Raw genomic sequence first — 16,672 nt, 5'->3', positions numbered from 1 at the left:
TCAGTCCTCCTGCGTCGCCACGCGGCGCTCCTCGCGCTTCACCGGCAGCGCTGCCGCAAGCAGCATGCCGGCAACGGCGCCGATGCTGACATGCCAGGGCGACCCGACGGTGTGGTAGGCGATCACCGAGGCGGCACCGCTCATGGCGACGACCGGCAGGAAATTCGGCCGTTTGCGGAAACCGAGGACCAGCGCCATGAAGTAGATCGGCAGCAGCACGTCGATGCCGATCATCTTCGGGTCACCGATCCACTGGCCGAACACGCCGCCCAGCACCGTCATCACCTGCCAGGGGACGTAGATCATGGCCCCGTAGCCGATGTACCAGGAAAAGCTTACCCCTCGCCCCGACTCGCCCCGATTGACCGTCTCGGCGAACTGCGGATCGGTGAGCAGGAAGAACCCGAAGAACTTCTGCACCGGCGTGAAATGCCGCACATAGGGCGCCATCGCCGCCGAATAGAGAATGTGTCGGAAGTTCACCGCAAAAATCGACAGCACGATAATCCACGGCGCGATTTTCTGGCCGAACAGTTCGATGCCAACGAGCTGGCTCGCACCAGCAAACAGGGTGAGGCTCATCAGCGCCGCCTCGGCGATCGTCTGGCCGTTGGCGACCGCGACGGCCCCGAACAGCGCACCGAAGGGTGCTGCGGAAATGCACACCGGCGCTGCGGCGCGCATGCCTTCGTTGAAATCAGCTCTGCTCAAGGGAGGTGCCTTTCGTTGAATGGCACCTCTATTCTCACCAAGCATTCAGAGCAATTGAATTAGACTGATGGATCCATTGATTCTGCTGAACCATCGCGCCCCGGCAGCCGTGACCGCAATACGGGCATCCCCGTACAACGGGACCCGGAACGCCGCTCGCTCAGCCTCACATGGCTCAGGCGGTCTTGCTTTTCACCTGGAACGTGTGCTCCTGCCCCGGGAAAGTCCGTGCCTTGACCTCTTCCGCATAGGCTGCAAACGCCTCGCTCATCAGCGGCGCCAGATTGGCGAAGTGCTTGACGAAACGTGGCTTGAAATCCGTGAAGACTCCAAGCGCGTCGTCCACGACAAGCACCTGGCCGTCACAGGCCGGCGACGCGCCGATGCCGATCGTCGGAACCTTTATCAGGGCGCTGATTTCGCGGGCAACCGGCTCCACCGTTCCCTCGATGACAATGGCAAACGCGCCGGCATCGTCGATGGCCTTGGCGTCGCGGCGGATTTTCTCCGCTTCCTTGTCGCTGCGGCCGAGCGAACGATAGCCGCCGGTGGTGTTGATCAGTTGCGGCATCAGGCCGACATGGCCGAGCACGGGAATGCCGCGTTGCGTCAGGAACGCCACCGTTTCGGCCATTTCTGCGCCGCCTTCGAGCTTGATCGCGCTGCAGCCGGTTTCTTTCAGCACCCGGGCGGCACTGCGGAAGGCCAGTTCCTTCGATTCCTGATAGGAGCCGAATGGCAGATCGACGACGACGCAGGCGTTGCTGGAACCGCGCATGACGGCCTGGCCGTGCGCGATCATCATTTCCAGCGTCACGCCGACGGTCGAGTCGAGACCATAGAGCACCATGCCAAGCGAATCGCCAACCAGCATGAAATCCACATGCGGGTCCATCAGTTTGGCGATCGGTGTCGTATAGGCCGTAAGGCTGACGATGGGCCGCTGCCCCTTCAGGGCGGTGATATCGGCAGGGGCAAGACGCCGTTTCGTTACATGTACGCTCATCGCCAGGCTACCTTTACTGCTTGACCGTGTTCGTGCCGATGACCCGGTTGTCGAGCAGCTTCGTGCTCCCAAACCGGATGAAAAGCAACAAGAGAACGGGTTCGTCGCCGACTTCGGCGATCTCTGCCAGCGTTTCCGGATCGCGCAGCGCGACCACCTCCGGCACCGCCAGCGGCTCGGCGGAGACAAAGGCTCTGACGGCCGCCTCGATCCTGCCCGCGTCCTTCTCGCCGCCTGCAATCAGCCGCGCAGCCTCGTCGAGCGCGCGCGGCACGATGACGGCGGCGGCGCGCTGCTCCGGCGAGAGGTAGACGTTGCGCGAGGAACAGGCGAGCCCGTCCGGCTCACGCACGGTGGGCACACCGATCACCTCGACCGGCTGCGCCAGGTCTTCGGCCATGCGGCGGATGATGGCGAGTTGCTGGTAATCCTTTTCACCGAAGTACCCACGGTTGGGCCCGACGATATTGAACAGCTTGGTGACGACGGTGCAGACGCCGGCAAAATGTCCCGGCCGTACCTCGCCCTCAAGCTTGGAACCAAGCGTCGGCACATCCACCACCGTCTCCATCGGACGGGGATACATGTCGCCCACGCCGGGTGCGAACAGAAAATCGACGCCGCCCTGTTCGAGCATCGCCTGATCGCGCGGCAGGTCGCGGGGATAGCGCCCAAGATCCTCGCTTGCGCCGAATTGCAGCGGATTGACGAAGATCGAGGCGACGACAAGGTCGTTTTCGGCGCGGGCACGCCGCACCAGTTCCATGTGGCCGATATGAAGATAGCCCATTGTGGGCACCAGCCCGATCGACTTGCCGGCGGCACGATGGGGTGCAAGTGCGGCGCGCAATCCCGCGATCGTGGTGATGGTTTGCATCCGGCGGACCCTCTAATCCATCAGCGCCACTCCCCGGGCGCCCGTCGCCAACGCATCTGGGCTTTTTTGCGGCAGCGCCGCTTTCTAACTTGTGCAACGCAAAAAGACAATCATTAACGCGATAGCGAACCTGGGCCGGTGTTCGCATTTGCAATATTGTCGCTGTACTTTTCCACCGCTTCGCAGTAGGAACGCCGCCAAATGGTCGGCCATATGTGGGCCGATGCGCGGTCCGGCACCATCGTGATCCAACAAGGTGCTGCGAAACGACATTATCCGAAAGACCTGAGATGACCGAATACGAAGGCCTCGCTCCGGCGATGGCAAGCGCGTTGGCAAAACGCGGCTACACCACCCTGACACCCGTGCAGAAGGCCGTTTCCGACCCGACGCTGAACGAGGCGGACATACTGGTCTCCGCCCAGACCGGCTCCGGCAAGACCGTGGCCTTCGGCCTGGCGCTGGCGCCGACGCTGTTGGAAGGCGAAGATCGCTTCGGCCCGGCCGCAATCCCGCTGGCATTGGCGATCGCCCCAACGCGCGAACTGGCGCTGCAGGTCCAGCGCGAACTCGAATGGCTCTACGGTGAGACCGGCGCGGTGATCGCCTCCTGCGTCGGCGGCATGGACATCCGCACCGAACGCCGGGCGCTCGATCGCGGCGCACAGATCGTCGTCGGCACGCCGGGGCGCCTGCGCGACCACATCGACCGTGGCTCTCTCGACCTCTCCGACCTGCGCGCCGTCGTCCTCGACGAGGCCGACGAGATGCTCGACCTCGGCTTCCGCGAGGATCTCGAATTCATTCTCGAGGCGGCGCCCGAGGATCGGCGCACGCTGATGTTCTCGGCCACCGTGCCGCGCGCGATCGAGGACCTGGCGCGCAGCTACCAGCGCGACGCCATCCGCGTATCGACGGCGGCCGAACGCGGCCAGCATGTCGACATCGAGTACCGTGCCCTGGCGGTGACCCCATCCGACCGCGAGAACGCCATCATCAACGTCCTGCGCTACTACGAGGCGCAGACGGCGATCGTGTTCTGCTCGACGCGCGCGGCCGTCAACCACCTGACCGCCCGCTTCAACAATCGCGGCTTCTCCGTCGTCGCCCTGTCGGGCGAGCTGTCGCAGAACGAGCGCACCCATGCGCTGCAGGCCATGCGCGACGGACGCGCCCGCGTCTGCATCGCAACCGACGTTGCCGCGCGTGGCATCGACCTGCCCAATCTGGAACTCGTCGTGCACGCCGACCTGCCGACCAATCCGGAAACGCTGCTGCACCGCAGCGGCCGCACCGGCCGCGCCGGCCGCAAGGGCGTCAGCGCGCTGATCGTTCCCCTCCCCGCGATGCGCAAGGCCGAACGCCTGCTTGCCGGCGCCAGGATCAAGGCGGAATGGGCGACACCACCATCGGCCGACGCAATTCTGCGTCGCGATGACGAGCGGCTGCTTGCCGATCCGGTTCTCAGCGAACCTATCGCCGAGGATGAAAACGCGTTCGTCGACACGCTGCTTTCCGCAGTCGAACCCCGGAAGATCGCCGCCGCCTTCGCCAGGCTCTATCGAGCCGGCCGTTCGGCACCGGAAGACCTGAGGGAGGTCAACCTCGACCAGCGGCGCGCACCGCGGGACCGGGCACATGCCGATCGTGCTGAGCCAACGCCGCGACGCTCGCGCGAAGAGTTCGGCCCGGCTCGGTGGTTCTCCATTTCGGTCGGACGCAAACAGAACGCCGAGCCGCGCTGGCTGATTCCGATGCTCTGCCGCAACGGTGACCTCACCAAGAACGAGATCGGCGCGATCAAGATGCAGCAGGAGGAGACTTATGTGGAGCTTTCCGCAGACGTCGCCGACGCTTTCCTCGCCAAGGTGGGACCGAAGCGTCTGCTGGAAAAGGGCATTCGCATCACGGAACTGGACGGCGCACCCGACCTGACGGCCAAGCCGCGCGCCAAGCCTGCATTCGGCAAACCCACGTACGACAAGCCTGCGCTCGACAAGCCGGAACGCTTCCGCAGAGAGCGCGATCACGGCGAGGAGCGCGACGGGGCCAAGCCGAAGCGCAAGTTCGACAAGTTCGAAAAGCGCCCCGCCGCCGCAGAAACCGGCGACAGACCGTTCCGTAAGGATACGGCCAAGACCCCGCACACCGCAGGCAATTCCGACGAGGCACCCGCCTGGAACAAGCCAGGCTTCGGCAAGAAGGCCTCCAAGGGCAATGATTTCCAGGGCAAGGGCTTCAAGGACGCCGGCTTCAAGGGCAAGGGGCCGCGTGCAAAGGGGGCGCAAGGCGACGCTCCGTTGGCCAAGAAGAAGAAGGCCAAGAAATACAACGGCTAAAGCGCGGCGCGTCTCCGGAGTCGCATCCTGCCCTTCAAGCCCTTGTTCTATCGCATGTCGTTCGTCCAAGAGCCGCGGCACACTTTTGCGCGATATGCTTTGGCCGGCCGCATTTGACGTGCCACCCTCAGGAATTGATCCGCTCGAACCATTGGTCCTCGTCGATCACCTCGACGCCGAATTCGCGGGCCTTGTCGAGCTTCGAACCCGCGCCCGGTCCCGCGACCACGAGATCGGTCTTCTTCGAGACCGAACCGGATACCTTGGCGCCCAGCCGCTCGGCCATGGCCTTGGCCTCGTCGCGCGTCATCTTCTCCAGCGAGCCGGTGAAGACGACGGTTTTTCCGGCAACCGGACTATCGCTTGCGGCCGGCACGTCCGCCGCCTCGGGCGTCACCTCCCGGAGCAGGCGCTCGATCACGTCGAGATTGCGTGGCTCCTTGAAGAACTCCACGATGGAGCGCGCGACAACCTCGCCGATCCCATCGATGTCGTTGAGTTCGTTCCAGGCTTCACCGCTCAACGGCACGGCAGCCTTCATTCCGGCCTCGAAGGCGCCGTAGCTGCCGTAGGCGCGCGCAAGCAGCTTCGCCGTCGTCTCGCCGACGTGGCGGATGCCGAGCGCATAGATGAAGCGGTTGAGCGCGATGGTGCGGCGTGCGTTGATCGCGTCGTAAAGCTTGCGCACGCTGACGCGTCCGAAGCCCTCGATGTTCTCCAGTTTGGTGAGAGAACCTTGCTGGCGCTCCTCCAGGGTGAAGATGTCGGGCGCCGTCCGGATCGTCAGTGCCGGGTCTTCGGCCTCGAAGAAGAAGTCGATCTGTTTGGAGCCGAGCCCCTCGATGTCGTAGGCGTTGCGGGAGACGAAGTGCTTCAGGTGCTCCACCGCCTGCGCCCGGCAGACAAAGCCACCGGTGCAGCGCCGGACCGCGTCGATCTTGCCCGATTTCTCGTTGATATCGCGCACCGCGTGGCTGCCGCAGACCGGGCAGGTCCTCGGAAACTCGTACGGCACCGCGTCCGGCGGCCGCTTTTCCATCACCACGTCGACGATCTGCGGGATGACGTCGCCGGCGCGCTGGACGATCACCACGTCGCCGACGCGGATATCACGCCCCTCGCGGATCGGCTCGCCGCTGTTGCCCACCCCGCGGATGTAGTCCTCGTTGTGAAGCGTCGCATTGGTCACGACGACGCCACCGACGGTCACCGGCTCCAAGCGCGCGACCGGGGTCAACGCCCCGGTTCGGCCGACCTGGATGTCGATCGCCGTCAAAGTCGTCAGCGCCTGTTCGGCCGGGAATTTGTGTGCCGTCGCCCAGCGCGGCGATCGCGAGCGGAAGCCGAGCCGCGCCTGCAGGTCGAGCCGGTCGACCTTGTAGACGACGCCGTCGATGTCGTAGTCGAGGTCGGGACGGGCAAGGCCGATCTCGCGATAGTGGGCGATGATGTCCTCGACCTTGAAAATCCGCTTCATCAGCGGGTTGACCGGGAAGCCCCAGGTCTTGAACGCTTCCACCATGCCAAGCTGTGTGTCGGCCGGCATCTCCGACATCTCGCCCCAGGCATAGGCGAAGAAGCGAAGCTTGCGGCTCGCCGTCACGGATGCATCGAGCTGGCGCAGCGATCCGGCGGCCGTGTTGCGCGGGTTGACATAGGTCTGTTTGCCTTCCGCGGCCATCTGCGCGTTCAGCGCCTGGAAGTCGCTCTTGGCCATGTAGACCTCGCCGCGCACCTCGGCGATGGCCGGCGCACCCGCAGGCAGGCGTTTCGGTATTTCGTTGATGGTGAGGATGTTGGCGGTCACGTTCTCGCCGGTGGTGCCGTCGCCGCGGGTGGCGGCGTTGACGAGACGGCCGTTCTCATAGCGGATCGACATGGAGAGGCCGTCGATCTTTGGCTCTGCGGTAAACGCGATCGAATCATCCGGCAAGCGGCCGAGGAAGCGATAGACGGAGGCGATGAAATCGCGGACGTCGTCGTCGGAGAAGGTGTTGTCCAACGACAGCATCGGCCGGGCGTGGACGATCGGGGCGAAAGTCGGCAATGGCGCAGCGCCGACGCGGCGCGACGGGCTGTCGGCGCGCACCAGCTGCGGGAAGCGGGCCTCGACCGCCTCGTTGCGAGCCTTCAGCGCGTCATAGTCCGCATCCGAAATCTCCGGCTGGTCCTTGCCGTGGTAGAGCTCGTCGTGCCGGGCGATCTCCGCCGCCAGATAGGCGAGTTCGGCCGCTGCCGCCTCCTCGGTCAGGTTTTCGACAGGGATCTTTCCGATTGCCATGGCCCACTCCGCGATTCCGAGAGATGGTTTTAGAGCAACTGCAATGAAAGGGAAGATGATTGTGGAGCGCACATTTCTGCATGCATCAGGCAGAAGACACCTCAGCGCCCTTCATTGCCCCTCACCCTAGCTCTCTCCCCGCAAGCGGGGAGAGGGAACGAGATTTCTGCAGGCCTCACCGGGAGGGAACGAGGGTAGTCGCCGAACTCACCGGCGAGGTTAGTTGCGGCGAGGCGGCATGTGCCCTTCTCCCCGCTTGCGGGGAGAAGGTGCCGCCAGGCGGATGAGGGGCAATATGCGATCGCAGCTTTCAGAGCGCGGCAGAAACGAAGACGAGAAAGGACAGGCCGGCCCGGGACCTCAGCCGCCGCCGGACAGCAACCGTGCCGCCGCCGCCCTCGCCTCTTCCGTCACCGAGGCGCCGGCCAGCATGCGGGCGATCTCCTCGGTGCGCGCGTCCTCGTCCATCCGCGCGACGCGGGTCGCGACCGCTTCGCTGCCTTCCACCGGTCCCTTGGAGATCAGAAGATGGGTCGCTGCACGCGCGGCGACCTGCGGCGCATGCGTGACGGAAAGGACCTGCACCGTCGAAGACAGACGCTTCAGCCGCTGTCCGATCGCATCCGCGACTGCGCCGCCGACGCCGGTGTCGATTTCATCGAAGACCAGGGTCGGGGCGGAGCCGCGATCGGCAAGTGCCACCTTGAGCGCCAGCAGGAAACGCGACAGTTCGCCGCCTGACGCGACCTTCATGATCGGTCCGGGGCGGGTGCCGGGATTGGTCTGGACATGAAACTCGACGGTGTCGATGCCGTCCTCCCCGCCGCCATCCGGATCGGTTGTGATGTTGACCATGAAGCGGGCGCGCTCCAGCTTCAGCGCCGGAAGCTCCGCCATCACGGCCGTCGAAAGCGCCTCGGCCGTATGGTGCCGGCGATCCGACAGCGCGCGCGCCGCAACGTCATAGGCCGCCCGCATTTCCGTCACGTGCTTCTCGAGCTGGACCAGCTTTTCCTCGCCGGCGTCGAGATCGGCGAGATCGGCGACCATCCTTGCGGCGAGTGCCGGGAGCCCGGAAACGGGGACGGAGTACTTGCGCGAGGCGGCGCGTAGCGCGAACAAGCGCTCTTCCGTCCGCTCCAAGAGCTTCGGGTCGAATTCGGTCTTGCGCAGCGCTGCCTCCACCGCCATCTGCGCATCGGAAAGCTGGTCGACGGCGCGGCCGAGCAGTTCGACCGTTTCTTCCAGCAGGCCCGGCGCCTCCTGGCTCTTGCGCTCCAGCCGGCGCACCATCGAGGCGATGACCGGCACCGGCGAAGCATTGCCGTTGAGGAAATCGCTCGCCTCGTTGATGTCGCCGGCGATACGCTCCGCCTTCATCATGCGGGCGCGATCCTCGGCGAGGACTTCCTCCTCGCCATCCTGTGGGGAAAGCTTCTCCAGTTCCTCGACGGAAGAGCGAAGGTAGTCCGCTTCACGCGCTGCCGCCTCCACCCTTTCGCGATGTCGCCGAAGCGCGCGTTCGGCCTCCCGCCAGCGCTGGTAGAGCGTCGCCACCTCCCCCGCCGGCTCGCCTAAGCCCCCGAAGGCGTCGAGCAGGATCCGGTGGGCATCGGTGTCGATCAGCGCCCGGTCGTCGTGCTGGCCGTGGATCTCGACGAGCCGCTGGCCGGCCTGGCGCATCAATTGCACGGAGACCGGCTGGTCGTTGACATAGGCCTTGGTGCGTCCATCCGCCGATTGCACGCGGCGAAAGATGAGGTCACCGTCGTCGTCGATGCCGTTGCTGCGCAGCAACACCCGGGCTGCATGGCTGGGCGGCACATCGAACACGGCCGTCACCTGGCCCTTGTCGAGACCGTGGCGCACCAATCCACCGTCTCCTCGCCCGCCGAGGGCAAGCGACAGGCTGTCGAGCAGGATGGATTTGCCGGCGCCGGTTTCACCGGTGAGCACCGACAGTCCAGCCTCGAACACAAGGTCAAGCCGTTCGATCAGGACGATATCGCGGATCGAAAGCTGTGCCAGCATCCGGGACCATATCTCTTTTCTCAGGCGCCGATGAGCTTCTTGCCGGCACGCGAAATCCAGGAACCAGCGTTCTCGCGCGGCTCAAGCCCCTTGGACTGAAGCAGCTTGTAGGAATCCGCATACCACTGGCTGTCCGGATAATTGTGACCGAGGACGGCCGCAGCGGTCTGCGCCTCGCTGGCAAGACCCATTGCATAATAGGATTCGACCAGACGTGCGAGGGCTTCCTCGATCTGGTTGGTGTTGCCATACTGTTCCACAACCGTGCGGAAGCGCGTGATGGCGGCAAGGTATTCCTTCCGCTCCAGATAGTAGCGGCCGACCTGCATCTCCTTGCCGGCCAGCTGATCGCGCGCGAAGCGGATCTTGGCCTGGGCGTCTTCGACGTATTCGGATTTCGGATACTTGGTGACGACGTTCTGCATCGCCTCGATCGTCTTGGTCGCCGCCCGCTGATCCTGGGTGACGCTGGGGATCTGCTTCGCATAGGCGAGACCGACGATGTACTGCGCGTAGGCCGCGTCTTCCGATTCCGGATAGAGGTTCAGATAGCGGTTGCCGGCGGCAATCGCTTCCTCGGTCCGTCCCTGGCGGTAGTTGACGAAAGCATTCATCACCAGTGCCTTGCGGGCATATTCGGAAAAGGGATGCTGACGGTCGATGGCCTCGAACTTGCGCGAGGCTTCCGTGACCTTGCCTGCGTTCAGGTTGGCCAGGCCCTGGTTGTAGAGAACTTCCGGCGGGTCGGTCTCACCGGCCAGCTTGGTGATATCGATGTCGGGATCGCTCTGGCAAGCCGTCAGCGCAACCGGCGCTGTGCACAGGAAGACGACGCAGGCAATTCGCGTCCATTGCTTCGCACCAACAGTCCCTGCAATATTCATCTGACAATCCCAAAATCAGCGCGGCGCCCTTGCCGAGCGCCGTCAATAGCCTTGCGTTCTATCCTCAAACTCGCGCGGACCGCAACGCCATGCAGACGCATTGACGCAATTTTATGGCAAACTGTGTGTGAAAACACCGCGATGCGGGAGTCACCCTTGCCCTGGAGCCCTTCTAGGCAGACCAGGGAGCAAAACCCGGCGCATTGACGGCTGTGAGTTCCCGCTTGCCGGCGCGGCGCGGTGCCGATGCCTCGACCACCTCATAGGCGTTACGATCGTTCAGCAACGCCTTCAGCGCATGTGCATTCATCTTGTGACCACCGCGATAGGAGCGGTAGCAGCCGATGAACTGCGCCCCGGCCAGCGCCAGATCGCCGACGGCGTCCAGCGTCTTGTGCCGGGCAAACTCGTCGCTGTAGCGAAGACCCTCGACGTTGATCACCGCGTTGTCGTCGGAAATGACCACCGAATTCTCCAGCGACGACCCGAGCGCGTAGCCGGCGGCCCAAAGACGTTCCACGTCGCGCATGAATCCGAACGTGCGGGCACGCGCGAGTTCGCTGCGGAAGGTTGCGGGCGTCAGCTCCCCCTTCCAGGCCTGGCGGCCGATCAGCGGACAATCGAAATCGATCTCGACCTCGAAGCGCGTGCCGTCGTGCGGCAGGAACTCCGCCCAGGATGCACCCGCTTCGACACGAACCGGCTTGACGACGCGAATATAGCGGCGCTTGACGGCGAGCGGGAGCAGGCCCACCTGGTCGATCGCGTCGATGAACGGCGCGGAACTGCCGTCCATGATCGGCATTTCAGCCCCGTGGACCTCGATCAGGACGTTGTCCAACGAAAGCGCATAGAGCGCTGCCATGACGTGCTCGACGGTTGCGATCGATTTTTCCGGCGAAAAGCCGAGAACGGTGCAAAGGTCCGTGTTGCCGACCTGCGCGGAGACCGCGCGGTACTCGCTCACACTGCCGTTGTCATGCACGCGTTGAAATACAATGCCACTATCGGCTTCGGCCGGGTGGAAGGTGATCGAAACGACGGCGCCGGAATGGACGCCGGTTCCCGAAATCGTGACCGGGCTCGAGATCGTTGTCTGAAAACCCAGCAAGCTGATGGACATTTCCTATTGCCTTGTTCTGCACTGGCACCGTGCCAGTTGTCTTGTCTGTCGAGCGCGCTCTGCAACCACTGAGGTCCGGTTTTGCAGCTGCGCTACCGAGGCCACCGCCGAGCGGTAAAATTCACCCTTGAATCAAGGCCATGTCCTCGTTTTCGGCCGGAATGTAGTTGTGCGCCTCTTTCCTTACAAATCACTGTTTCTTTCGATATGTTACGCCTTGCCGACCTAAGCTATCTACCTGATAAACAACAATAAAATGAAAAGACCCGGATCACGGATCCGGGTCTTTTGACATCTTCCGTTACAATCAGTTGGACTGCCGGCGCAGGAACGCCGGGATCTCCAGCTGGTCGTCCTCGCTGAGTGCGCGCGGCTGCGGATTGGCGCGGCCGTGGTCGTCGAGCTGGCCGCGACGCGGCGCATAGAGGCTGGCCTCAGGCGACAGTGTCCGGCGCTGCGGCGCGGGAGCGGCCTCCGCTGCGGCCTGGGGTTCCTCCTCCTCGCGGCGCGAAAGCGACGACGTGAGGCGGCGCAGCAGTCCCATCGGACCGCGCTCTTCGGCCTGGACCTGCGCCGGCTGGCTGCGGTGCTCCATCTCGGCCTTGACCACGGGCGGGAAGTCCTCGATCCGCGGCATGCGGGTCGCGACCGGCTCCTGGCGAATGACCGGTGCGGCCGGCTCTGCGCGATGGGCGACCGGCGCTGCGGCGACCGGCTGCTGGAACTGCGGCTGCTGGGTCGGCGCCGGGCGAGCGGCGACCGGGGCTTCCGCCGCCGGAGCCGTAGCAAAGAGACGGCTTTGCGGCCGGAACTCCTCCTGCGGGGCTGCCGCGGACCTTGCCTCCGGCAGGGCCAGTTCGCGCTCGAGGCCGAGCTCTGCCGCCAGGATCGTTTCGGAGATCGGATCGGCGGCCCGAAGCGGCTGGGCGGCGACTGGCTGCGGTGCCGCCGGCTGGCTCATCACCGGAGCCGGAGCAACCGGCTGCGACACCTGAGGCTGAACCGGAACGGCAGCGGACGGACGAATCAGCGGCTTGCTTGCGCCACGAAAGTCGGCGTTCTTGCCGGCCACCTCCGCGGCGGCGCGATCGATGCCGGTGGCAACGACGGAGACGCGGATCAGCCCCTCCAGTTCCTCGTCGAAGGTCGCGCCCAGAATGATGTTGGCGTCCGGATCGACCTCCTCGCGGATGCGGGTCGCAGCCTCGTCGACTTCGAACAGGGTCAGGTCGCGGCCGCCGGTGATGGAGATCAGCAGCCCCTGGGCGCCCTTCATCGAGGTTTCGTCGAGCAGCGGGTTGGCGATTGCGGCTTCGGCTGCTGCCATCGCGCGGCCTTCGCCGGAAGCTTCGCCGGTGCCCATCATCGCACGACCCATCTCGCGCATGACCGAGCGGACGTCAGCGAAGTCGAGGTTGATCAGGCCTTCCTTGACCATCAGGTCGGTGATGCAGGCGACACCCGAATAGAGAACCTGGTCGGCCATGGCGAAGGCATCCGCAAACGTCGTCTTGTCGTTGGCGATGCGGAACAGATTCTGGTTCGGGATGACGATCAGCGTGTCGACCGACTTCTGCAGTTCCTGGATGCCCTGCTCGGCCAGCCGCATGCGGCGGCCACCTTCGAAGTGGAACGGCTTGGTAACGACGCCGACGGTCAGGATGCCCTTGTTGCGGGCGGCCTGCGCGACGATCGGGGCGGCGCCGGTGCCCGTGCCGCCGCCCATGCCGGCGGTGACGAAGCACATGTGGGTGCCGTTCAGATGGTCGATGATCTCGTCGATGCATTCCTCGGCGGCCGCGCGGCCGACTTCGGGCTGCGAACCGGCGCCGAGACCCTCGGTGACCTGGGCACCCATCTGGATGATCCGCTCGGCCTTCGTCATGGTCAGTGCCTGGGCGTCCGTGTTGGCGACGACGAAATCGACGCCCTGCAGCCCTGCGGTGATCATGTTGTTGACCGCATTGCCGCCGCCGCCACCAACACCGAAGACGGTGATACGGGGCTTCAGCTCAGTGATGTCGGGCTTCTGCAGCTTGATGGTCATTGTACTGTTCCTTTTGTCTGTTCTGGCCCGCATCGCCACACCGGCCAATGTCTCAAAAACTCGATTCCGTTTTTCCCGCTACGCGCACACCTGCGGCAAACCCGTCAGAAACTTTCCTTCAGCCACTGCCCCATCCGGGCGATGCGGCTGTTACCGCCTGCAAGCGACGCAAGCATGCCGCCTTGCGTCGCGTGTGTTTCCAGCTCCGCAACCTGCGGATAGATCATCAGTCCCACCGCGGTGGAGAATGCCGCCCCCTTGGCTGCGGCCGGCAGACCGGACACTCCGAGCGGACGCCCGACGCGAACGTTGCGGGCAAGCACCCGGCGCGCGGCTTCCGGCAGCCCCGTCAGCTGGCTTGCGCCACCCGTCAGCACGATCCGCTTGCCCACGATCGGCGAGAAGCCGGAGCGCTGGATGCGGTCGCGAATCAGTTCCAGCGTCTCCTCGATGCGGGCACACACGATGCGCGAAAGCAGCGCGCGCGGCACATGGGTCGGCTGGTCGCGGTCGTCCTCGCCGAGCGCAGGAACGGCCACGATGTCGCGCTCATCCGAAGCATTCGGCAGCGCAGAGCCATGCACGACCTTCAGCCGCTCGGCATCCTCGATGCGGGTCGACAGACCGCGGGCAATGTCGGTCGTCACGTGATGGCCACCGAGCGCGACGGCGTCCGCATGGACGAGCTTGCCTTCGGCAAAGACCGAAATCGTCGTCGTTCCGCCGCCCATGTCGATGCAGGCGCAACCGAGTTCGACCTCGTCGTCCACGAGCGCCGAAAGACCGCTGGCATAAGGTGTCGCCACCATGCCCTCGACCGAGAGGTGGGCACGGTTGACGCAGAGTTCGAGGTTCTTCAGCGCGGTCCGCTCAGCCGTCAGCACATGCATGTCGACGCCGAGCACATCGCCGTACATGGAGAGCGGATCGCGGATGCCGCGCTCGCCGTCCAGCGAGAAACCGGTCGGCAGGGAATGCAGGATGGCGCGGTCCTGGCGCAGGGAGCGCTGGCCGGCCGCCGCCAGAACCTTGCGCAGGTCGGCCGCTTCCACTTCCTGGCCACCGAGATCGATCGTGCCGGTGTAGATGTCGCTCTGCAGCCGACCGGCGGAGACGTTGACGATCAGGCTGTCGATCGTCAGGCCCGCCATGCGCTCGGCGGCATCGACGGCAAGGCGAACAACGCTTTCAGCCGCGTCCAGGTCCGCGATGACCCCATTTTTCACGCCGCGCGAGCGATGATGGCCGATACCGATGATCTCGATCGCGTGCGTCCGGCCGGGAAGGATTTCGCTTTCCGGTCGCGGCGTCAGCTTCCCGATCATGCAGACGACCTTGGTCGAGCCGATGTCGAGCACCGAAACGACGTGCGACCGCTTGGAATTGAGCGGCTTCAAACGCGGCAGACCGAAATGGGAGGAGCCAAAGATACTCATGAGCGATCGGTCACCTTCTTGAGTTCCTTGGTGCGTTGCTCCAGCACCACCTTGCGGCGGGCGGCGGCCCCTTCAGTCAACTGTATCGTAGTGCGATCCTCCAGCCGCAGGTCGACGGCGGCGATGTCGCGCTCCAGCAATCCGTGCTCGGCCTCGAACCTGGACAGCACGTCCATGGCACGGGCAATGTTGGTTTCCGGCAACTTCACGACAACGCCGTTGTCGAGACGGAGGTCCCAACGCCGGCCGGCCACTCGAACGTACGCCTTCACGCGCGCCTTGATTTCCGGCCAGTTGTCGAACTGCTTGTCGAAGCTCGCCGCGGCCGTCTCCGCATCGCGTCCGACGAACAGCGGCAGGTTCGAGAACTTGTTGTCACGCAGCGGCGCGATGACGCTGCCGTTCCTCTCGATCAGCGAAAGATCGTTGCCGTGCTGCCAGATGGCGAAAGCCTCGCGCTCCTTGAGCACGACCTCGATCGTGCCTGGATACACCTTCCGGACGGAGACCTCCTCCACCCACGGAAGCTCCGCGAGCTTGCCGCGCACGTCCTCGACATCGAGCGCCACAAGCGAGGTGGTGCCATCGAGACCGAGATGCGCGAGGATCTCGATTTCCGAGGTTTCGCGCGCACCGGAAACCTTCACGTCGTCGATGGCAAACCCCGCCGCCGCCGTCGTCACCTGGGTGAAATCCTGCGTGTGACCGCCGAGCGACATCCCGTAGAAGCCGGTCGCGGCCAGGAAGGCGACGGCGGCAACCGTGCCCGTGTGGCGCGCAATCGGCACGCGGCCGACGGCGAGGCTGACGGTGAAACGCACGACCCTGCGCAGCGGACGCGGCAACACGCGGCCGGAATCAGCATCAACGAGACCCGCAGCGCCCTGCCGAGCCGCCTTGCTCCTCTTTCTGCCGATCAACGCAAGCACGACGCGTCCTCCACCATCCAACTCAAGAACTCACCAAAGGAATGGCCGGCGTGAACGGCCATCTCGGGCACCAGGGACGTCGGGGTCATGCCGGGCTGGGTATTGATCTCCAGCCACACAATCTCGCCATTCTCGGAGAAGCGGTCGTCATATCGGAAGTCCGATCTGCTGACGCCGCGACAGCCGATCGCCTGATGCGCCTTGAGGGCCAATGTTTGTATTTTTTGGTAAATATTTGGTGAAATTTGCGCAGGAAGGACGTGCCTCGAGCCGCCTTGCGCGTATTTTGCGTCATAATCGTAAAAGCCGTGTCCCTGCGGCACCACCTCGGTCACACCAAGGGCGACATCGCCCATGACCCCGCACGTCAATTCCCGGCCGTAGACATAGCGCTCGACCATGACCCGGTCGCCATAACGCCAGTCGTCGGAGGTAATGACCTGCGGCGGATGCGGCTGATCCTCCTTGACGATGACGACGCCGAAGCTGGAGCCCTCGCGCACCGGCTTGACCACGTAGGGCGGCTTCATCGGATGCCTGGAGGTGAATTCAAAGCGACCCATCACCTTCGCCTCCGCGACGGGGATGCCAGCCGCCTTGGCAACGATCTTCGCCTGCGCCTTGTCCATAGCCAGCGCCGACGCCAGCACGCCAGAATGGGTGTATGGAATCCGGAGATACTCGAGGACGCCCTGGATCGTGCCATCCTCACCGAACGGGCCATGCAGGGCATTGAAGGCAACATCTGGCTTCAGGTGCGACAGCACTGTAGCGACATCGTAGCCGACATCCACCCGGGAAACGCGATAGCCGGCAGCCTCAAGCGCATCTGCGCAGGCGTTGCCGGACGAAAGACTCACGGGCCTTTCGGAGGAAACGCCGCCCATCAGCACGGCTACATGCTTGCTCATCTCCACCCCCGGACTCTCTCGCACACTGAACGAACTCGCTTGCGCGGACCTGATCCCCTGATGGAACCGACTCGGCACTCGAGACGATCTTACTAAA

The 16,672-nt window shown here is 64.5% G+C and carries 12 protein-coding genes; 1 reads left to right on the top strand and 11 read right to left on the bottom strand.

The window, feature by feature from the left end:
* The 3 genes from JNC62_RS12625 to panC form a co-directional block, all read right to left on the bottom strand.
* On the bottom strand, positions 1–711 hold the full coding sequence (locus JNC62_RS12625) for an AzlC family ABC transporter permease (protein WP_374839245.1): 711 nt from the start codon (positions 709–711) through the stop codon (positions 1–3).
* Between the two features lie 175 nt (positions 712–886).
* Positions 887–1,717 (bottom strand): 3-methyl-2-oxobutanoate hydroxymethyltransferase, encoded by an 831-nt coding sequence (panB, locus tag JNC62_RS12620; protein ID WP_374839243.1) that lies wholly within the window; start codon positions 1,715–1,717, stop codon positions 887–889.
* A 13-nt stretch (positions 1,718–1,730) separates the two neighbouring features.
* The gene (gene panC, locus JNC62_RS12615) at positions 1,731–2,594 is read right to left on the bottom strand and encodes a pantoate--beta-alanine ligase (RefSeq protein ID WP_374839241.1); all 864 of its coding nucleotides are present in this window, start codon (positions 2,592–2,594) and stop codon (positions 1,731–1,733) included.
* 290 nt (positions 2,595–2,884) lie between these two features.
* Between panC and JNC62_RS12610 the strand changes: the two genes are divergently transcribed.
* Positions 2,885–4,933 carry a DEAD/DEAH box helicase gene (locus tag JNC62_RS12610; RefSeq protein ID WP_374839240.1) on the top strand — a complete coding sequence of 683 codons (2,049 nt, stop codon included), beginning with the start codon at positions 2,885–2,887 and terminating at the stop codon, positions 4,931–4,933.
* Positions 4,934–5,060: 127 nt separating this feature from the next.
* On the opposite strand, the gene ligA is transcribed toward JNC62_RS12610, so the two are convergent.
* From ligA to JNC62_RS12570, 8 genes are all read right to left on the bottom strand, one after another.
* Positions 5,061–7,214 (bottom strand): NAD-dependent DNA ligase LigA, encoded by a 2,154-nt coding sequence (gene ligA, locus JNC62_RS12605; RefSeq protein ID WP_374839239.1) that lies wholly within the window; start codon positions 7,212–7,214, stop codon positions 5,061–5,063.
* Positions 7,215–7,574: 360 nt separating this feature from the next.
* Positions 7,575–9,245 carry a DNA repair protein RecN gene (gene recN, locus JNC62_RS12600; protein WP_374839237.1) on the bottom strand — a complete coding sequence of 557 codons (1,671 nt, stop codon included), beginning with the start codon at positions 9,243–9,245 and terminating at the stop codon, positions 7,575–7,577.
* Positions 9,246–9,265: 20 nt separating this feature from the next.
* Positions 9,266–10,129 carry an outer membrane protein assembly factor BamD gene (locus JNC62_RS12595; RefSeq protein WP_374839235.1) on the bottom strand — a complete coding sequence of 288 codons (864 nt, stop codon included), beginning with the start codon at positions 10,127–10,129 and terminating at the stop codon, positions 9,266–9,268.
* 172 nt (positions 10,130–10,301) lie between these two features.
* Entirely contained in the window at positions 10,302–11,252 is a 951-nt protein-coding gene (gene lpxC / locus JNC62_RS12590; RefSeq protein ID WP_374839234.1) for a UDP-3-O-acyl-N-acetylglucosamine deacetylase, read from the bottom strand.
* A 307-nt stretch (positions 11,253–11,559) separates the two neighbouring features.
* Positions 11,560–13,299 carry a cell division protein FtsZ gene (ftsZ, locus tag JNC62_RS12585; RefSeq protein ID WP_374839233.1) on the bottom strand — a complete coding sequence of 580 codons (1,740 nt, stop codon included), beginning with the start codon at positions 13,297–13,299 and terminating at the stop codon, positions 11,560–11,562.
* A gap of 104 nt (positions 13,300–13,403) precedes the next feature.
* Positions 13,404–14,735 (bottom strand): cell division protein FtsA, encoded by a 1,332-nt coding sequence (gene ftsA, locus JNC62_RS12580; RefSeq protein WP_374839231.1) that lies wholly within the window; start codon positions 14,733–14,735, stop codon positions 13,404–13,406.
* The gene (locus JNC62_RS12575) at positions 14,732–15,664 is read right to left on the bottom strand and encodes a cell division protein FtsQ/DivIB (RefSeq protein WP_374839229.1); all 933 of its coding nucleotides are present in this window, start codon (positions 15,662–15,664) and stop codon (positions 14,732–14,734) included. Before JNC62_RS12575 ends, ftsA begins: the two co-directional genes overlap by 4 nt.
* A complete protein-coding gene (locus JNC62_RS12570; protein WP_374839228.1) occupies positions 15,652–16,575 on the bottom strand; it encodes a D-alanine--D-alanine ligase in 924 nt (307 codons plus the stop codon). The genes JNC62_RS12575 and JNC62_RS12570 overlap by 13 nt, the downstream gene beginning before the upstream one ends.
* Positions 16,576–16,672 lie beyond the last annotated feature (97 nt).

Source organism: Mycoplana ramosa (assembly GCF_041930185.1).
Classification (GTDB): domain Bacteria; phylum Pseudomonadota; class Alphaproteobacteria; order Rhizobiales; family Rhizobiaceae; genus Mycoplana; species Mycoplana ramosa.
The sequence above is the reverse complement of the archived record's forward strand: the minus strand, read 5'-3'. Positions and strand labels throughout refer to the sequence as shown.

What these genes read in the sequence shown, in the direction of transcription:
- panB (WP_374839243.1), bottom strand. Translation starts at nt 1,717, where the DNA reads ATGAGCGTACATGTAACGAAACGGCGTCTTGCCCCTGCCGATATCACC.
- panC (WP_374839241.1), bottom strand. Translation starts at nt 2,594, where the DNA reads ATGCAAACCATCACCACGATCGCGGGATTGCGCGCCGCACTTGCACCC.
- JNC62_RS12610 (WP_374839240.1), top strand. Translation starts at nt 2,885, where the DNA reads ATGACCGAATACGAAGGCCTCGCTCCGGCGATGGCAAGCGCGTTGGCA.
- ligA (WP_374839239.1), bottom strand. Translation starts at nt 7,214, where the DNA reads ATGGCAATCGGAAAGATCCCTGTCGAAAACCTGACCGAGGAGGCGGCA.
- recN (WP_374839237.1), bottom strand. Translation starts at nt 9,245, where the DNA reads ATGCTGGCACAGCTTTCGATCCGCGATATCGTCCTGATCGAACGGCTT.
- JNC62_RS12595 (WP_374839235.1), bottom strand. Translation starts at nt 10,129, where the DNA reads ATGAATATTGCAGGGACTGTTGGTGCGAAGCAATGGACGCGAATTGCC.
- lpxC (WP_374839234.1), bottom strand. Translation starts at nt 11,252, where the DNA reads ATGTCCATCAGCTTGCTGGGTTTTCAGACAACGATCTCGAGCCCGGTC.
- ftsZ (WP_374839233.1), bottom strand. Translation starts at nt 13,299, where the DNA reads ATGACCATCAAGCTGCAGAAGCCCGACATCACTGAGCTGAAGCCCCGT.
- ftsA (WP_374839231.1), bottom strand. Translation starts at nt 14,735, where the DNA reads ATGAGTATCTTTGGCTCCTCCCATTTCGGTCTGCCGCGTTTGAAGCCG.
- JNC62_RS12570 (WP_374839228.1), bottom strand. Translation starts at nt 16,575, where the DNA reads ATGAGCAAGCATGTAGCCGTGCTGATGGGCGGCGTTTCCTCCGAAAGG.